Origin of the sequence: Legionella geestiana, assembly GCF_004571195.1 — a bacterium.
GTDB lineage: Bacteria > Pseudomonadota > Gammaproteobacteria > Legionellales > Legionellaceae > Legionella_B > Legionella_B geestiana.
In genome coordinates this window covers 1331944-1349125 of record NZ_CP038271.1, presented here as the reverse complement: position 1 = coordinate 1349125, position 17182 = coordinate 1331944, and the positions used below count along the sequence as shown (strand labels likewise).

Here is a 17182-nt window from a genome sequence, read left to right as displayed (position 1 = left end):
GACATGTTTCAGTTTACCCTTCCCAAAGAAGAACTGCTCACGCCGCTTTTGACAGTGGCGGGGGCTATTGACAAAAAACACGCACTGCCGGTGTTATCGAATGTGTTGATTGAAGTATTTGATGATTATGTGAGCTTGACCGGTACTGACCTTGAACTCGAAATTCGCGCGCGCATTCCCTGTAATAATGCAGGTAACAGCGGTCGTACTACGGTTGCCGCTCGAAAGCTCGTTGATATCGTGCGCTCTTTGGAAGACGGTGCGAGGCCGACCATCTCCTGTGCGGACTCAACCTTGACACTGACCCAGGGGCGCGGAAAATATCGACTGTCAACGCTTCCTGCGGATACGTTTCCTGCGTCTGAGAGGGAAGTGTCTGAAGTTGAATTTACCCTTGCGCGCGAGTCACTGCTGCAGGTTCTTCAGGCAACGCATTTTGCGATGTCGCAGCAGGATGTGCGTATTTTTCTAAATGGTCTGCTGCTAGAGTTTGATGGCAACGGACTGACTGCAGTGGCAACAGATGGTCACCGCATGGCCATTTGCCGCATTCCGCTTGAACAAAAACAGGCATTTCACCGCTTACTGCTGCCACGAAAGAGTATTCAGGAAATGTTGCGCCTTTTGCAGCATGTGGAAGATGCAACAATCGGAGTGTCTGCCGGGAAAAACCATTTTTGTCTGCAGACGGTACAGTTTACGTTTTTGACACGCGTTATTGACAGTCGTTTTCCGGCCTATTCGAAGGCCATCCCTGCAGAACATCATCATACGGCAGTGATTGACAGTGATTTGCTGCGGCGCACCCTTTCACGGATTGTGATACTTGCGCACGAAAAATCGCGAGCCGTGCGCCTGCATCTTCAGCCCTCCCAACTCACCCTTGTAGCTAATAATCAGCAGCGCGAAGAGGCAGAGGAAACCCTTGAGGCAGAGACAACGGGCGGCGAGCTGACCATTGGCATTAATGCGAGTTACATGCTGGACGTGCTGAACTTCCTCTCAAGTGGCAGTGTGCGTCTTTCCTTTTCCGGAAGCGATAGCAGTATCCTTCTTGAATCGCTGGAAAATGCCGATTATCAATATATCATCATGCCAATGAAGCTATGACCCTTGCACAGTTGCAGGTGACAGATCTCCGTAACATACGCGAGGCTCGGATTGCCCTTCATCCGCGCTGGAATTTTTTCTGGGGGGCTAACGGCAGCGGGAAAACATCCGTTCTCGAAGCCTTATACCTGCTTGGAACCGGACACTCTTTTCGCACCCGTGAAACAGCCAGTCTGGTGCGTGCAGAGCAATCACAGTTCACGGTCTTTGCCCGTACCGTTGATGAACAGACGGTCAGTATTCAAAAACACCGAACCCAGCCAACTCAGGTACGTATTAACCAGACTCCCTGTACCAGCGCCAGTAGTCTTGCGCATTTTCTTCCGTCACATGTGTTTTATCAGGATATTTTCACCATTATTGATGCAGGTCCCGCAGCGCGCAGAAGTCTGCTTGACTGGGGAATGTTTCACGTGAAACCAGAGTACCATGCGCTCTGGAAAAGTTATCGCCACGTGCTTCGACAGCGCAATTGTCTGCTGCGTTTACAGGCGTCTCCTGCTGAGTTTGTTCCATGGGATGCTGAACTGGTTGCCATCGCGCATGCGCTCGATGCGCTGCGTGAAGCTTGGTGCCGCGAGTGGGCGGATGCGTTTGTCGGCATGCTTGAAACACTGACACCGCTTCGCTGTCGCCTGCGTTATTACCGTGGCTGGGACAGAAAAAACCAGGGCCTGTCGCTGGACACTGTTTTGAAGCAGCATTTTGAGGCTGACAGAGCGCGTCAGTATACCCATTATGGCTCGCATCATGCCGATCTGGTGTTGCAGTCTGATGACATCAATCCGCGCCAGGGATTTTCCCGTGGCCAGCAAAAGACAGTGCTTTACGCACTGAAGCTTTCCATGGCTGCCATTTTGCAAAAAGAAAACGGCATTTTTCTGTTGGATGATTTTGCAAGTGAGCTGGATTTCGCCCATCAGGATCGTTTGTTGAAACAGCTCGATGCACTTGCGGGACAATTTTTTGTGACTTCCACACAACCCGAAATTTTAGCGCCAGCAGCGTTATCCCTTGATGCCTGCCAGTTTGTATTGAATAACGGCGTCATCACGGCGGCATGACCAGTGTTTCACGTGAAACATGGCGTGTGTATCAACGGTTTTCCACACTGGTTTCGCTGATCCATATGGGTTCACTGTATCGGTAACACAGACATTCACGGGAATATCGTGCCAGCGCGCATACCTTCACGTGCCCGTCTTCTGCGTTACCAATACAAATGGCACACCTATGAACGCAATATAAATATCCGGTACACAGGCCATCCCTGTCTACAAACAGCATAACAAAGACAATCCCCCCTAAGGATGGTATACTGTGAGGCATTTCAGACCCCCTGGGAATGCAGTCAAGAGGACAAGGCATGAGCGTCGATGGCATTAATGTAGAAAACAGTTATGATTCCAGTAGTATCAAGGTGCTTAAAGGTCTTGATGCGGTGCGTAAGCGACCCGGAATGTACATTGGTGACACCGATGACGGAACGGGTCTGCATCATATGGTTTTTGAAGTGGTTGATAACGCCATTGATGAGGCGCTGGCAGGCTATTGTCATGAAGTGAATGTGATTATTCATTCTGACGAATCCATTACCGTGCGCGATGACGGTCGCGGAATTCCCGTGGATATCCATCAGGAAGAGGGGCGCTCTGCCGCGGAAGTCATCATGACCGTGCTTCATGCCGGTGGAAAGTTTGATGATAACTCGTATAAGGTTTCCGGGGGCTTGCACGGCGTGGGTGTCAGTGTGGTAAATGCGCTTTCTGAATCCCTCCATCTTACGATTCGCCGCCACGGAAAAGTGCATGAACAGCATTATCGTCACGGTGTTCCGGATGCTCCTCTGGCGGTGACTGGCGATGCCACCACAACAGGCACCCAGGTGTGGTTCAAACCGAGCGCCGAGACGTTTACCAGCATCGAATTTCATTACGATATTCTGGCAAAGCGTCTGCGCGAGCTGTCCTTCCTGAACTCTGGCGTTCGCATACGACTTTTTGACGAGCGGACACAAAAAGAAGATATTTTTGAATACGAAGGCGGTATCACTGCATTTGTTGAACACCTTAATCGCAATAAAACGCCGATTATGCCGGTCGTTTTTTCACTCCAGGCTGAGAAAGACAAAGTGTCGGTAGAGTTGTCGATGCAATGGAATGACTCCTTCCAGGAAACCATTTTTTGCTTCACCAACAATATTCCCCAGCGTGATGGCGGTACGCACCTTGCCGGCTTCAGAGCCGCTCTTACACGAACACTGAATACCTACATTGAAAACGAAGGCTATGCTAAAAAGGCAAAAGTCGCGACTACCGGGGATGATGCACGTGAAGGCTTGACGGCGGTTTTATCGGTAAAAGTTCCTGATCCGAAGTTTTCATCGCAAACCAAAGACAAGCTGGTATCTTCCGAAGTGAAGGCCGTTGTTGAATCGCTGGTGGCGGATAAACTTAATGACTTTTTGCTGGAAAATCCGAGTATTGCAAAGTCGATTGTTGGAAAAATTATTGATGCCGCACGCGCACGGGAAGCAGCGCGGCGTGCACGTGAAATGACACGGCGCAAAGGTGCGCTGGATATCGCCGGTTTACCCGGAAAATTAGCAGATTGTCAGGAAAAAGACCCGGCATTATCGGAGCTTTACATCGTTGAGGGAGACTCGGCGGGTGGTTCTGCGAAGCAGGGACGCGATCGGCGTTTTCAGGCGATTTTGCCGCTTAAAGGTAAAATCCTGAACGTTGAGAAGGCGCGCTTTGATAAAATGCTGAGTTCGCAGGAAGTGGCCACACTCATAACTGCCCTTGGCTGTGGCATTGGCCCTGATGAGTATAATCCCGATAAAATTCGTTACCACCGCATCATTATCATGACCGACGCCGACGTTGACGGCTCGCACATTCGCACGCTCTTGTTGACGTTCTTCTATCGCCAGACGCCTGAGCTGATAGAGCGGGGTTACATCTACATTGCTCAGCCACCGCTCTATAAAGTGAAGCGCGGTAAACAGGAGCAGTACGTTAAGGATGATGAAGCGCTTTATGAGTACCTGACGCAGAGCGCGCTTGAGAACGCGCAGTTTCGCCCGGGAAAAGATGCGCCGGCGATATCAGCCGCGGCTCTTGAAGAGCTGGTGCGTCAGTACCGGCAGATGGAAAAAATCATTAAGCGCCTCTCAAAGCGTTACCAGACGGAACTGTTGGAACAGCTTGCCACCCTCTCTTCACTGAGCGCGGAGGATTTTGCTTCAGAAGAGCGCATACGCGCTTTTGCAGCGGCTTTAGATGTCCGTTTGCAGGCGCTTGAAAGCCGTGCGCACCGTTACCGGGTTGATGTACAGCCGGTTGCAGACAGCACCAACTGGATTCCACGCGTGGTTATGATTCAGCACGGTGCGGAAATAGCGCTGCCGCTGTCGATGGAATTTTTGCAGTCCAGGGACTGTCGCGACCTGATGCGGATTGGCAATCACCTGACAACGCTGGTTGAGGATGGCGCGGCAGTTTCGCGTGGTGAAAAGAATCTTGCGGTCAATTCTTTTGCTGAGGCGTTAAACTGGCTGATGGACGAGGCTAAACGCGGACAAACCATCCAACGCTATAAGGGTCTTGGAGAGATGAATCCCGATCAGCTCTGGGAGACAACCATGGACCCTGAAGTACGCCGTATGCTCCAGGTCAGCATTGAAGATGCCGTAGCGGCTGATGAGATTTTTACAACCTTGATGGGTGATCAGGTCGAGCCACGGCGCGAATTTATTGAAACCAATGCGCTTGAAGCTGAAAATATTGATGTTTAATGATTCGGGTTCTGTATGAACCCCTCGCAAGGAGGTTGTATGCTTAAATTTTTTAACGCATCAAGCTTGATGGATAAGCCTGAAGAGCGCTTTAGTGAATGCCGGCAGATGGAACCTTCAAGAACAGCGGGTGTCTTCCCGATTAAGATATCCCCCTGCTACCTTTTTAAAGCATTTGACAAACTTGAATATAACGGACTTCAGGTTATTCTAAATCTCGTGGCAATAGGTTCGGCTGTTCTGACACTGCTTCTCGCTGCGTGGATAGTCAGCAAGTGTCAAAACAATCAAAATACTGAGGAAAATCAGGCAGAGCCCTTGGCCATATCGCTTTCGGGAACCTGAGTTTTTTGCTTCAGCAGCCAATGACAGTTTTTTATCAAGAGCCGCAGATACAAAGAAAAATGCTGCTGTATCTGCGTGTTTTTTGTAACCGTTTCCTGGTCTTGCCTTCTAATCCGATACATTCGAATTGTAACGCCTGAATAAGCGTGTGTTGGACAGTAAAAACAGCCTGACACTAACGCATTATGGCTCGACACTTCTCTAACATTTGGTTTCCTCAGTAGCTGACTTATAACTGCAATCCCTGTTCATCAATTGCATCGAGGCTTTCAACCTCTGTCAAAACTTCTGTTGTAGATGCCCTGCCAAAAAATTGCAGGCAGGCTGATTCATGAGGTGCAGATATCCCCAAAGCATGGATTTGCTCACAAAAAAACTGTTTCATGGGTTCAGGTAAATCGTTTAATACAGAAAAATCAATAGTAAATGTGTCTATAGACAGATAACGCCACTCCCTGCTGTGGTGAGCATCACGATTATGGTAAAAGCCGCTCACATCGGAAACGAAATCACCGTAATATCCCTGATTCCAGGTATCACATATTTTTCCATGCGTTATTGCCTGCAAAGCTTTTCTGACGGCAACAGGGTCATCCTGAATTTCCAGATTCTCTGCATCGCTGTCAACAAGCACGTACATATGATCGACAGTTTTTGCATAGGCATCCATCCCCAACTGAACACGCTGTATTCGAGTATCGAGACCATGGTTGTATTTATGCTGTAAAAGTTTATAGATAGCAGCTTTAGCATGATCAGCACACTGCCCGCCCTTTTCACTGTCAATGGCGTTGATAGAATGGTGCAACATGGCGAGATCACCGATAGTGCGCCATATCCTTTCAGTCGTCTCATCATACGCATGCAAGTCTGGGTTGAGTAATTCCCATTGGCCCAAAAATGCAGATTTCCATGATTGATATTCTGTCATGGATTTTCCGTAAACTCTGTCTAAACGGTCTGTATCTGGAGTGAAACGCAGCCAAAGCAATATATCTTTGCTGCATTCGGCGGTTTTATGAAGGGTAAGACATGATTTAGGAGTAATTTCACCACTTGCACTTAAGGCCAGCCTGATATCAGGTTTGTTGATGGACTGCAGCGATGTATTCGTACAAACATCCGCGTACAAAGATTCTTTGTCTATGGTTTTTCGTCCTGTACGTGTACGTCTTGTCTCCCTTATTACCATGGAGGCATCCGTTGCATAAGCACAGCCAATCATGAGCACAAACACCAGCGCAATAAGCTGATGTTTGTTCAGATACTTATAAACAGAAAAAGACCTCCGCGTCAGCGTTGCAAATTGTTGTTGAACATGGGGTGGCAAATGCGGTTTTTTTCGTGACCCGGCTGAAAACGAATCGGTGAATCGATAGGAAGATTTTTTTTCAGTAAAGGCGTCTACCGCCTTTTGGTGATTGAGTATTTGCCTGCTTGTGTGTTTTGGTGATTCAAAAGGAATTGCAGGGGCGCGGCGTTCAGATTTATGTTTCATTGTTAAAACTGTCCAGAGATAGTGAAGCCTTGAGGAACTGCCTGTCACTTCGTTGCTTTGTAGTGCAGGACGTGTTCCTTTTTTCAAAATACAATTGAATTTTGATCTGGTCTGTATTTTAATCAAACACAATCCCTTTATCAAAGCCTGGGTGCTTTTTTATGGCGCTTAGCGAAGGCATTCCTGGCTGAACAGCCAAACGGTTAAATGGTTTCTTGAAGGTAAATCCGATGTTCCTGGGAGCTTGAGACTGGTACACTCTAACAAAGGGTGAATGACTGTGGTAAATGTGGAAAAACCGCATCCTTGCGGGGAAGCACGTCCTCTGTGCCGGTCCTTTCGCTGACTTCCTGTCAGACAATCCTTGTCGTCCCTATGTGTAGCAGTATAGCGGACTGAGGGGGATTGTCATGAGGATGGAGGCGCAACAACACTTGAGAGATCTCTCAAATGCAGGGCGGTTAACGGCCGGTCTGCATGCGCTGGCGCGTGGCTTCAAAGAGGCAGATGCCGGTCGCGACCGATACGTTCAGGCTTTCTACAGTCCCCTGCATCGGTATGCTGAAAAGACCATCGCAATGCTCGCGGGTGAGTCGTCTAAGGCCGCTGCCTTCAGCCCCCATAACGAGCGCCGTGGCTGCATTAAACGTCAGGCTGTAGAGGGTATCTTGAGCTTCTCCCGCCGCACCGTATATCCACACGCCGTTGGCTTTTAAAATCTCCATGGCACGAACCAGATTGGTGGCGCGAACGAGTGGTATGGTTTCGGCAGCGCCACAGGCCACTTTGCTGACAGCAGGCGTCAGCGGTGCGGAACGGTCGCGGGGAACAATGACAAAATCAACGCCCGCCGCATCGGCTGAGCGCAGGCACGCACCCAGGTTGTGAGGATCGGTAACGCCGTCAAGAATCAAAATGAGTGCGGGCTTTTTGGCACGCTCCAGTAAGTGCTCCAAATCGGCCTCGCCCCAGGTGCGTGGAGCAACCGTTTCAGCGACGATGCCCTGATGCGACAGTTTTGAGAAGCGTGCGTCCATTTTGGCGCTGCTTAACCGCTCGATGGGAATGCCCTGCGCTGCTGCAAGCGCAATAAGCGCTTCCATGCGTGCATCACAGCGCTGCTCACCGAGATAAATCCGAAGCGTTTCGCGGGAAGCCTGTTCCAGCAGCGCTTTAACCGCGTGAATCCCGCAGACCAGATGTTCAGCCATGCTGAGAAGCTCCTTCCACGGGTTCAAAGTCGATTTTGCGCTCGTCAAGGTCGACTCTGGCAACCAGTACCGTCAGGCTGTCACCAAGGTTGTAGCTCACACCCGTTCGCTCGCCACGCAGGCGATGCTTTGAGGGGTCAAAGGCGTAATAGTCATTTTTGAGTGACGTGACATGAACAAGTCCCTCGACATACACCTCATCAAGTTCCACGAAAATCCCAAAGCCTGTAACGGCCGAAATGCGCCCGTGAAACACCTGGCCGACTTTATCCTGCATGTATTCACACTTAAGCCATGCAACCACATCACGCGTAGCCTCATCCGCACGCCGCTCGGTGCTCGAGCAGTGCGTGCCAAGGCGGGTCATGTCGTCTGTGCTGTAGCGAAAGTTTTCCGCTTCGCGGTTATCCAGCAGATGTCCGATGGCACGGTGAATCAATAAATCAGGGTAACGGCGGATGGGGGAGGTGAAATGCGTATAGGCAGAATAGGCAAGCCCAAAATGCCCCTCATTGCCGGCAAGGTATTGTGCCTGCTTCAGCGAGCGCAGCATGACGGTTTCGACCAGGTGTTTATCGGGGCGGTCGATAAGCTTTTCCATGGTTTTTTGAAAATCACGGGGCGTTGGCTTTTTGCCACCGCTTAAGCTGAGTCCGACTTCGTTTAAAAACTGGCGCAGAGCTAGAACCTTGTCTTCCGAAGGCGGCATGTGCACCCTGTAGAGTGCGGGAATTTCCGCTTTTTCAAGAAAACGTGCGGTAGCGACGTTAGCGGCCAGCATGCACTCTTCGATTAAACGGTGTGCATCGTTGCGGATAACCGGCACAATGTTGCGTATTTTTTTGTGCTCGTCAAACTCGATACGGGTTTCCGTGGTGTCAAAATCAATGGCTCCACGGCTTTTGCGCATGCCCTCGAGAACCGTAAAAAGACTATGCAGGGCCTTAAGGTGCGGCCATATCTCACGGTGCTCAGGAGGTGGCGCATCCTGTTGTACCCATGTACCCACCTTTGTGTAGGTCAGACGCGCTTTAGAATGAATCACGCCACGGTAAAAGCGCGAGCGGGTGATTTTACCGTCTTTGCTGATGTGCATTTCCGCCACCATGCAAAGCCTGTCGACATGCGGATTGAGCGAACAGATACCGTTCGAGAGTGATTCTGGAAGCATCGGTACCACGCGTCCCGGGAAATAGACCGAATTGCCGCGGCGTGCTGCTTCCTTGTCAAGTGCGGAATCTGGCTGAACGTAATGGCTGACATCGGCAATGGCAACATACAGCTGATAGCCGCCATTTGGTTTTTCGTGCGCGAGAACGGCGTCATCAAAGTCTTTGGCGTCTTCGCCATCGATGGTGACAAACGGCAGCTTACGCAAATCGGTGCGGCCTTTCAGAGAGGCTTCATCCACCGAGAGCGGAATGCGGGCGGCTTCATCGAGCACGTCCTGCGGCCAGTCAGAAGGAATACCGTGCGCATGAATGGCAACGTCGATTTCCATTCCAGGTGCCATGTGATCGCCAAGAATATGCGCCACCTTGCCAATTGCCTGTGTGCGTTTAGAGGGATAGGCGATGACTTCCGCAAGGACCACCTGGCCGTTTTTTGCGCCGTTTGCAAATTCCTGCGGAATCGAGATGTCCTGAGTCAGGCGTTTATTGTCAGGGATGACAATGCTGACGCCATGTTCCGTGAAAAAGCGCCCGACAACGGAGGCATTAGCGTGCTCCACCACTTCGTGGATTTTACCCTCGGGACGTCCCCGGCGGTCAACGCCGATTTCGTGAGCGAGCACCAGGTCGCCGTGCATGACATGGCGCATTTCGCGAGCGGAAAGCACCATATCCGGGCTGCCGTCTTCAGGAATAAAAAAGCCGAAGCCATCAGGATGCCCCTGAACGCGCCCGCGCAGGAGATTGAGCTTGCCCATCAGGCAAAAGCGCCCGCGCCGGTCCTGCATGAGCTGCGCATCTCTCAGCATGGCTTTCAGTCGAAAACCAAGGGCTTCCTGCTTTTCAGCCTCGGTAATGTCCAGCGCTTCCAAAAGCTGGTTGCGCGACATGGGACGGCCGTAATCCTCCAGAACCTGCCGGATGAATTCACGGCTGGGGATGGGGTTGTCGTATTTTTCACATTCCCTTTCAAAGAAAGGATCCCTGGATTTCTTTTTGCTCACTGTTCACCAGTATCTTAACCAAACAGTATCCAGTTTAACACTTATCGGGCGTCAGCGGGTAATCGGATGCCACGGCTGCCAAGATAATCAATCAGCGCTCCAAGTGCCATGTCTTCGCCGGCCCAGAAAGTACCGCTCAGATTTTCCGGAAAGGTTACTTTTTTCATCATGCAGGCGTCAATTACGCCCTCGCAGGGAACCTGCTGTTCGTGTCCCGGAATGGACTCAATGCAGCTGATGGCGAATTTGGGCTTGTTAAGTGCAAGTGCTGACCACTGTCCCGGCATCAGGCGTGAACTGAAACCAGCACTTGCGCCGGGGTTGGTGACCGGATGGGTAATCCAGAGATCGGTCGAGGAATGGTTGCGGATAAAAAGCAAAGCCGGTGTTTTACTGCCAGGCGCGAAAGGCTCCACAGCGACTTTCAACGGTCTACAGTGTTTGGGCATGGTATCTGCCGCGAGCAGCTGCAGGGGTAAAAAAAACATGAGAAGAGCGAATATGAAGCGCATGTGTCAGTTCCCCAAAATTGAATGCTTCATAGTAGCATAAAGCAGCAGGTTTTTGTTTTCTTGCGAAAGGGAATACGGGCCTCTACACTGAAAATTACCCCCTCATTGTCTGTCAGGAGGAATCATGGCTGATACCCTCTTTACCCTGCTTGAGATGGAACCTGTCGATGATTTTCGTGCGGTTTTGCGCCGCTACATCGAAAAAATTAATCCTCATGATTACGTGTGGTGGCGTCATCCGGTACCTGAAACTGTTCAGCTGCATTTTTGTGTCGCCAATACGCCGCAGAAACTGCACGCCTATTTTACGCATCACAAAGCCGGCACCCTTGAAGACTGGCTTGAACACCATCCTGTTCCAGGAACCCTTGCCGAAGGCGCACGCGAGATACTTCCCTGGGTTCGAGCAAAGGCCCTGCTGCATCGCCTGGACAGAGAAGCGCCCCCGGTAGTTACTGATGAGACGCAGGTTCAAGCACCACTGGCTTCATTAACGAGGTCGCGCTTCATGCCGCAGGGTAGAAAGCCCCCTTCCCGTACGCCGGCGGTAAGTCTTCGCGATGATGCGTCTTTGTCATCATCGGCGTCTGTCAGTCTGTCGTAAAACCGGGGATGCGTGGTATCCTTTCTCCCTTTAAAACCGTCGGGGAGACAGGATACGTGTCTGTGATTGAATGGGTGAAGCCTGTGCGTGCGCTGCATGATGAGGCAATTGCGCGCTGGAAATCTGAGGGTGTCTGTCTTCAGATGGAAGGATTTTTGCGGGCTGCGGAAGAAAATCATGCGTTTAACTTTCAGCTCTGGGAAGCGGAAGACTGCGCTCGGCGTGAGGATATGGGATATGAGTATGTGTATCGCGCAAAGCGCGCCATAGACGGCTTTAACCAGCAGCGCAATAACCGCATGGAGCTGATGGATACGCTGCTCTTTAATGCGCTTTCACCGTCTCAGGAGGCCGCCTGTCCGGTTCATTCCGAAACGCCCGGGATGATGATAGACCGTCTGTCCATTCTTTCGCTGAAGCGTTATCACATGCATTTGCAAACCCAACGCACTGATGTTGAGCCATCGCACCGGGAAAGCTGTCTGCAAAAACTCAAAACCCTGGAGATGCAGCATACACAGTTGTGGGCGTGCCTTGAGGCATTGCTGGAGGAAGTATCAACGCATCGTCGAACGTTTCGGGTGTATTATCAGCACAAGATGTACAATGATCCGAATCTGAATCCACAACTCTATCAGACGTCCTCGTAATTCCAGTCGCTGTACTGGGGCGGACTGGCAGCGGCGATGCTGGAGAGAAAAAGCTAAACACCGGGCTTTGGCTGCTTGAGCGCTTTGGTACAGGTATTTCAGTTGAAACTGGATGAGATATCAGCGGTTGCGGGTGGATAAGGGCTTGAGCGGGTGGTGGTGTTTGAGAGAGGTTTTCGGGGTTTTCTTCTGTTTGTTCAGGGGTGTCATCATCCTGTTCATCATCGTCTTCACCGAGAGCGGGCGAAGTCGCGAGTCTGTCCGGTGAGTCTGAATAATCCTCGATTTCTTCTATTATCGAAGTCTTAGCCCTGTCAGCGACATTCTTGCCAATGCGGTTGGCAAGCGCGCGCAGTGCAAAAATTGGCGCGCTGATGAGCGCAAATACAGCGGAAATGGCAAACATTAACGGGGTATCGTGCCAATGTCCGGCGTCATCGGAAACCTGTACCCGCACAAGGATATTATCTGAAAATTTCTCACCCTTGCCGGCACCGGAAAACAGGCAGCGCAGCACTTCAAACCAGTCTTGAAGCGGAGATTGGGGAAGGTCATCGTAATCCTGGCTGTCGTTAAGCGCGTGCTCGATAGCTTCCGGGTCAAGATTTTGGATGGTTTGCTCCTGCGCCTTCAACGTTTCCAGAAAATCGTTGATATTTTGCGTCCCCATATCGCAGGGTTCAGCGGGTGTTTCCGGTTTTTGTAACAGGTGGCTAATCATTCCATGCACGGAAAAGGCAATGAGGCTTGCCATGCATAAAGAAACCCAGGTTATCAGCAGAGCGGGGGGGAAAGCAGTCGATGAGAGCATCAGAATGGCTGCGACAAAAAACATGATGCCTGAGAGTGCGCTGTTTGCGGAAAGGCCGTTGCGTACTCCCATCATGGTGGCTCCGAGCAGCGTTGGTGCAGTCAGACTTTCAAGGGTCTTCTGATGGGTCTGAAAGTCCTGCGCGGCCTGCAACATGGCTTTACGTTTTGCCTCCAGTTCTTCTTCACTTGTTGCGCTGTCCAGCATCATGGATTGCAGTTCGCGAAAATGAAGCGCCACCTCTTTGCCGGCAAGTGCAAGAAGCACACGGGTTTCCGAGGCGCGCATTTTACGCTGTTCTTCATATTCTTCATGGATACGCCCAAGGATGAGGGCGATGGAAAATACGGCCACACAGGCGGTCATGCCAATCATGACGCCAGGGGCGAGCGATACGAGCGTCAGCATGCCCATCTGCAGATACATGGTGTCAACAGTACCGTTTACCGCAGCGAGCGACATTCTGAGTGCGCGCTTTTCAAGCGAGTGCGTCTGTATCCCCGCACGTATCTCACTAAGTTTTTCAAGGGTATAGTCGTTGTATTTCAGCGCCTTGATTTCTTTAAGCAGCTTCTCGTTTTGTTTAGAGAGGCGTTTACGCTCGGCATCCATATAGCGAATGGCAACGCGCATGCTCGCGGAAAAAGCCCCCATGACCAGCCCAAAGCCCAGAGACATCGCATTGAAATTCTCAAGCGGAATGCTGCTTTTATCGAGCATCTTCACAAGCTGCAACGCATTACGCGCACCGCGCCAGGTGTTTTTGGTCGCTTTCAAAACATCACGAACATAGGGCCAGTATACGGCGAAAAACCGGGCGGCGGCGCGCTGGTCTTTTTCTTCGAAAAAGTTTCCAAGAGCTGAAAAAAAAGACAGCCCAATGGTGCCAACGACCGTAATGGCAATGCCTGCAGGCGAGAACATCCAGTTGTGCATCAGGTCAGATGCGTTAAGCGGGCCATGGTTTGGGAGCAGTCCGAAGACAAAGCTTTCCATGCTGAAGGCAAGATTCAGGCCGTCAAGCCCGCCAAAAAGACCATAAATATAGCGTTTTTCATGGAGTTTTTCGCCAAGCTTCTCCAGATATTCAACAGAGTTTTTGGCAAAGATGCGGATGTTTTCGAGAGGCGCGTCCGACCTGGGAAGGTGGTTCTTCAACAGGGATGTGCAGTCCGCCGTCATGGTTCTCTTCAGGGGAGGCCAGGATGCGCGCATTGTAACGGGTTTGAGCCAGGATGGCAACAAAAATTTCATTTTGGGCGAATGAAGGACATATTGGGGTAGTCCATCGGTAATCTTATCACAGAGCATGTGAGAAAACGCAACGATTTTTTTTGCACATGACGCCCACCCTAAAGCTTTTTCAAAAACGGTCGACAACAGAGGTAAGAACAATAAGAAGGAGCTGGCCATGTCCAAATCTCCCCTGCTGCAGGAACCCTTCCTCAATGCGCTGCGCCGGGAAAAAGTCCCCGTTTCCGTGTTTCTCGTGAACGGTATCAAGCTGCATGGCGTAATTGACGCATTTGATCAATACGTGGTGATGTTGAAAAACTCCGTCACGCAAATGGTCTATAAGCATGCTATTTCAACGGTCGTGCCATCGAGAGCCGTGACGCCGGACACTGGTGAAGACCCTGAAAATATGGCAGACTGACGCCACTTTCGCCAACAGGTTCGAAACATTTTGACCCAAAACGCACCTGCGGTTGAGCAGGCTATTCTTGTGCAGATGGCGCTTCCAGATGTGGATGCGCTATCTGCTCTGGCCGAATTTGGGGAGCTTGCCCGTTCGGCAGGAGCGGTCGTTGTCGGTACGGTTACCAGCCAGCGCGTGAGACCTGAGGCCAAATACTGCATTGGCGAGGGCAAGGCGCTGGAAATACAGGCCTTAATGGCAGAGACAGACGCGAATCTGGTGCTCGTTAACCATGAACTTTCGCCCTCCCAGACCCGCAATCTCGAGCGCCTCCTTGGCGCACGCGTCATTGACCGAAGCGGCCTGATTCTCGATATTTTTGCCCGCCGCGCCCGTACCTTTGAAGGTAAACTCCAGGTAGAACTCGCGCAGCTTGAACACCTCTCCACGCGCCTTGTGCGCGGCTGGACGCACCTTGAGCGTCAGAAGGGCGGGATAGGTCTGCGCGGCCCTGGTGAAACGCAGCTCGAAACAGACCGCAGGCTTTTACGCGCACGCATCCGCGTTATTCGCGAGCGCCTTGAAAAAGTCCGTAAAAGTCGCGACCAGAACCGCCGTGCCCGTGAGAAAGCAGCCTTGCCCACCGTATCGCTGGTGGGGTACACCAACGCTGGAAAATCCACACTCTTTAACGCGCTGACCGGTGCCAGCACCCATGCGGCCAATCAACTCTTTGCAACCCTTGACCCCAATATGCGAAGCCTTGAGCTTCGTGGAGCCGGAACGGTCATTCTTGCCGATACCGTAGGTTTTATTCGTGACCTTCCTCACCAGCTGGTGGCTGCTTTTCGCGCAACCCTTGAAGAAACCGTGCTGGCTGATTTGCTGCTGCATGTGATTGACGCTTCAGATGCCAACTGGCGCGAACATGTGAATGCAGTCAACGCGGTGTTGACGGAAGCGGGAGCTATCGATATTCCGATGATTCTCGTCTTTAACAAAACCGATTTGCGCGAGGGCTGGGACATCAAGAGTGCGCCCGGTGACTTGCCGCCCAAGGTCTGGCTGTCGGCTAAAACCGGCGAAGGACTCGATTTACTCGCAACGCTTATGAGTACAGCGTTGTTCGGTGCAGCAAAAGAAGAAGAATGGGTGCTGGCACCGGAAGATGCGCGCCTTCGCGCCCGTCTCTATGCGCTGAATGCCGTATTGAAGGAATCCACGACAGAGGAAGGCGGCTGGCGACTTTTGGTGCGCCTCAGTCCCGCGGCGCGTGAGCGGCTTTTGCAGGTACGTCCGCCTGCATGACGGCCATCAGGCTTTCGAGGGTCTGCGGGCCGTAGAGTGTCTCAGCCAGTTGACCGGTGGGTGAAAACACAAAGGTCACCGGCAGTCCATTAACAGGTGAAAGCCCGAGTTCTGCCGCGGGGTCGCGTCCGAGAGACGGGTAGCGGATACCGTGTTTCTCTGCCAGCCGCTTTTTGCGCATGGCTGACTCCGGGCCGTAATGGTAGGCAAAAACCGCGATATTGCGCGAAGTGCTGTCCGCATCCAGACGGTTGAGCGCTGGAATTTCATCCACGCACCCGGGGCACCAGCCCGCCCAGTAATTCACAAACACCCATTTGCCACGCAGCCCGGCAAAATCAACGGAGTTACCGGCGGTATCGGTCAGAAGAGGAGCAGCGGAGGCAATGAAGCTGACAGAGAAAAGTGTCGCAAGCAACAGCGTACAGAGTCGTTTCATGAGATATCCGGTTAGCAGAATGCGTTTCATTATATTCCCAATGAGAATTTTTTGCACGACAGAAACTGGAATTGGTATAATTTTTGAACTATTATCACTAACAAGGAGTGCGCACGGGATATGATGATGAATCAACGCCAGGTCAGGCGACTGCTCACCGGCAGGCTGATGCGCGAAGGTGCCGGTGTTAAGTTGCATCGCTACATCGGCATGGATCCTCACAATGAGTACGATCCCTTCCTGCTGCTCGACTTCTTTGACAGTGACGACCCCATGGATTATATCGGGGGTTTTCCCGACCATCCGCACCGCGGTTTTGAAACCATTACCTACCTGCTGCACGGGCGGCTGCATCACCGCGATAATCACGGACACGAAGGCGTTCTTGAGCCAGGTGGGGTGCAGTGGATGACGGCCGGGCGCGGTATCATACACTCGGAAATGCCGCGCCAGCAAAGCGGCCGTCTGTGTGGCATTCAGCTCTGGCTAAACCTGCCGGCAGCAGAGAAGCGTATGGCACCGCATTATCATGAATTTAGTGCCGAATCCTTTCCTCTTGAACAAAATAAAGCCGGCGTTACCGTGAAGGTCATCGCCGGCACCACTGATGCCGGAACGTCCTCGCCTGTCGCCCGTCGTGTGACCGACCCGGTGCTGCTCGATATCCATCTGGGGGCCGGCGCGCGTTTTGTACAAACGCTCCCTGATACGCATGAAGCGTTTCTTTTTCTGCTGCAGGGTTCGTTTATGGTGATTGGGGAAAAGAGTTCACAGGCCGTGCATGAGGGCATTCTCGCAAGCCTTGGCAGCGGAGGGGCGGTTTCGCTTGAGGGCGTAGCGCCTGAGAATCGCTGTCTGCTCATTGCAGGTCGAAGGCTAAACGAGCCTGTTTCGCGACTTGGACCCTTTGTCATGAATACCCATGAGGAAATTCTCGAAGCCATTGATGATTTTCGCAACCACCGCTTTGCCCCGCGGTAGCTGCATCCGTTGTATCGTCTGTCACAAACCTGCTAGCATTGCAACGTAAGAGCCGGCAGGTGGAGACTTAATGCGTACATTCCTTTTCTCCCTCATTTT

At 51.7% G+C, this 17182-nt stretch carries 14 protein-coding genes; 9 read left to right on the top strand and 5 right to left on the bottom strand.

What is annotated here, in order from left to right; translation table 11 throughout:
- The first annotated feature begins 3 nt into the window (after positions 1 to 3).
- From dnaN to E4T54_RS05915, 4 genes are all read left to right on the top strand, one after another.
- Entirely contained in the window at positions 4 to 1110 is a 1107-nt protein-coding gene (gene dnaN, locus E4T54_RS05930; RefSeq protein WP_028385800.1) for a DNA polymerase III subunit beta, read from the top strand.
- A complete protein-coding gene (gene recF / locus E4T54_RS05925) occupies positions 1107 to 2174 on the top strand; it encodes a DNA replication/repair protein RecF (protein ID WP_028385799.1) in 1068 nt (355 codons plus the stop codon). Before dnaN ends, recF begins: the two co-directional genes overlap by 4 nt.
- Positions 2175 to 2476: 302 nt before the next feature.
- The gene (gene gyrB, locus E4T54_RS05920) at positions 2477 to 4909 is read left to right on the top strand and encodes a DNA topoisomerase (ATP-hydrolyzing) subunit B (protein WP_420795129.1); all 2433 of its coding nucleotides are present in this window, start codon (positions 2477 to 2479) and stop codon (positions 4907 to 4909) included.
- A gap of 39 nt (positions 4910 to 4948) precedes the next feature.
- Entirely contained in the window at positions 4949 to 5254 is a 306-nt protein-coding gene (locus E4T54_RS05915) for a hypothetical protein (protein ID WP_028385797.1), read from the top strand.
- A gap of 229 nt (positions 5255 to 5483) precedes the next feature.
- On the opposite strand, the gene E4T54_RS05910 is transcribed toward E4T54_RS05915, so the two are convergent.
- From E4T54_RS05910 to E4T54_RS05895, 4 genes are all read right to left on the bottom strand, one after another.
- Complete coding sequence (locus tag E4T54_RS05910) at positions 5484 to 6839, bottom strand: hypothetical protein (protein ID WP_167755240.1); 1356 nt, start codon at positions 6837 to 6839, stop codon at positions 5484 to 5486.
- A gap of 374 nt (positions 6840 to 7213) precedes the next feature.
- Positions 7214 to 7963 (bottom strand): 23S rRNA (guanosine(2251)-2'-O)-methyltransferase RlmB, encoded by a 750-nt coding sequence (gene rlmB, locus E4T54_RS05905; RefSeq protein WP_028385795.1) that lies wholly within the window; start codon positions 7961 to 7963, stop codon positions 7214 to 7216.
- Positions 7956 to 10025, bottom strand: coding sequence for a ribonuclease R (gene rnr, locus E4T54_RS05900; protein ID WP_242604345.1), 2070 nt, complete (start codon positions 10023 to 10025; stop codon positions 7956 to 7958). Before rnr ends, rlmB begins: the two co-directional genes overlap by 8 nt.
- Before the next feature lie 155 nt (positions 10026 to 10180).
- Entirely contained in the window at positions 10181 to 10651 is a 471-nt protein-coding gene (locus E4T54_RS05895; protein WP_028385793.1) for a hypothetical protein, read from the bottom strand.
- 124 nt (positions 10652 to 10775) lie between these two features.
- Between E4T54_RS05895 and E4T54_RS05890 the strand changes: the two genes are divergently transcribed.
- The 4 genes from E4T54_RS05890 (at position 10776) to hflX (ending at position 15663) form a co-directional block, all read left to right on the top strand.
- Positions 10776 to 11255: a hypothetical protein gene (locus E4T54_RS05890; RefSeq protein ID WP_028385792.1), complete on the top strand. Its 480-nt coding sequence runs from the start codon at positions 10776 to 10778 to the stop codon at positions 11253 to 11255.
- Between the two features lie 56 nt (positions 11256 to 11311).
- Positions 11312 to 11905, top strand: coding sequence for a DUF4254 domain-containing protein (locus E4T54_RS05885; RefSeq protein ID WP_238582785.1), 594 nt, complete (start codon positions 11312 to 11314; stop codon positions 11903 to 11905).
- Between the two features lie 2222 nt (positions 11906 to 14127).
- Entirely contained in the window at positions 14128 to 14373 is a 246-nt protein-coding gene (hfq, locus tag E4T54_RS05880; RefSeq protein ID WP_028385790.1) for an RNA chaperone Hfq, read from the top strand.
- Between the two features lie 75 nt (positions 14374 to 14448).
- Positions 14449 to 15663, top strand: a complete 1215-nt coding sequence (gene hflX, locus E4T54_RS05875) for a ribosome rescue GTPase HflX (protein ID WP_051550811.1) — start codon at positions 14449 to 14451, stop codon at positions 15661 to 15663.
- On the opposite strand, the gene E4T54_RS05870 is transcribed toward hflX, so the two are convergent.
- A complete protein-coding gene (locus E4T54_RS05870; protein ID WP_058387074.1) occupies positions 15614 to 16102 on the bottom strand; it encodes a TlpA family protein disulfide reductase in 489 nt (162 codons plus the stop codon). The genes hflX and E4T54_RS05870 overlap by 50 nt on opposite strands.
- Before the next feature lie 126 nt (positions 16103 to 16228).
- Here E4T54_RS05870 and E4T54_RS05865 point away from each other — a divergent pair, with 126 nt between their 5' ends.
- Positions 16229 to 17083 carry a pirin family protein gene (locus E4T54_RS05865; RefSeq protein WP_028385788.1) on the top strand — a complete coding sequence of 285 codons (855 nt, stop codon included), beginning with the start codon at positions 16229 to 16231 and terminating at the stop codon, positions 17081 to 17083.
- The last annotated feature ends 99 nt before the right edge of the window (positions 17084 to 17182 follow it).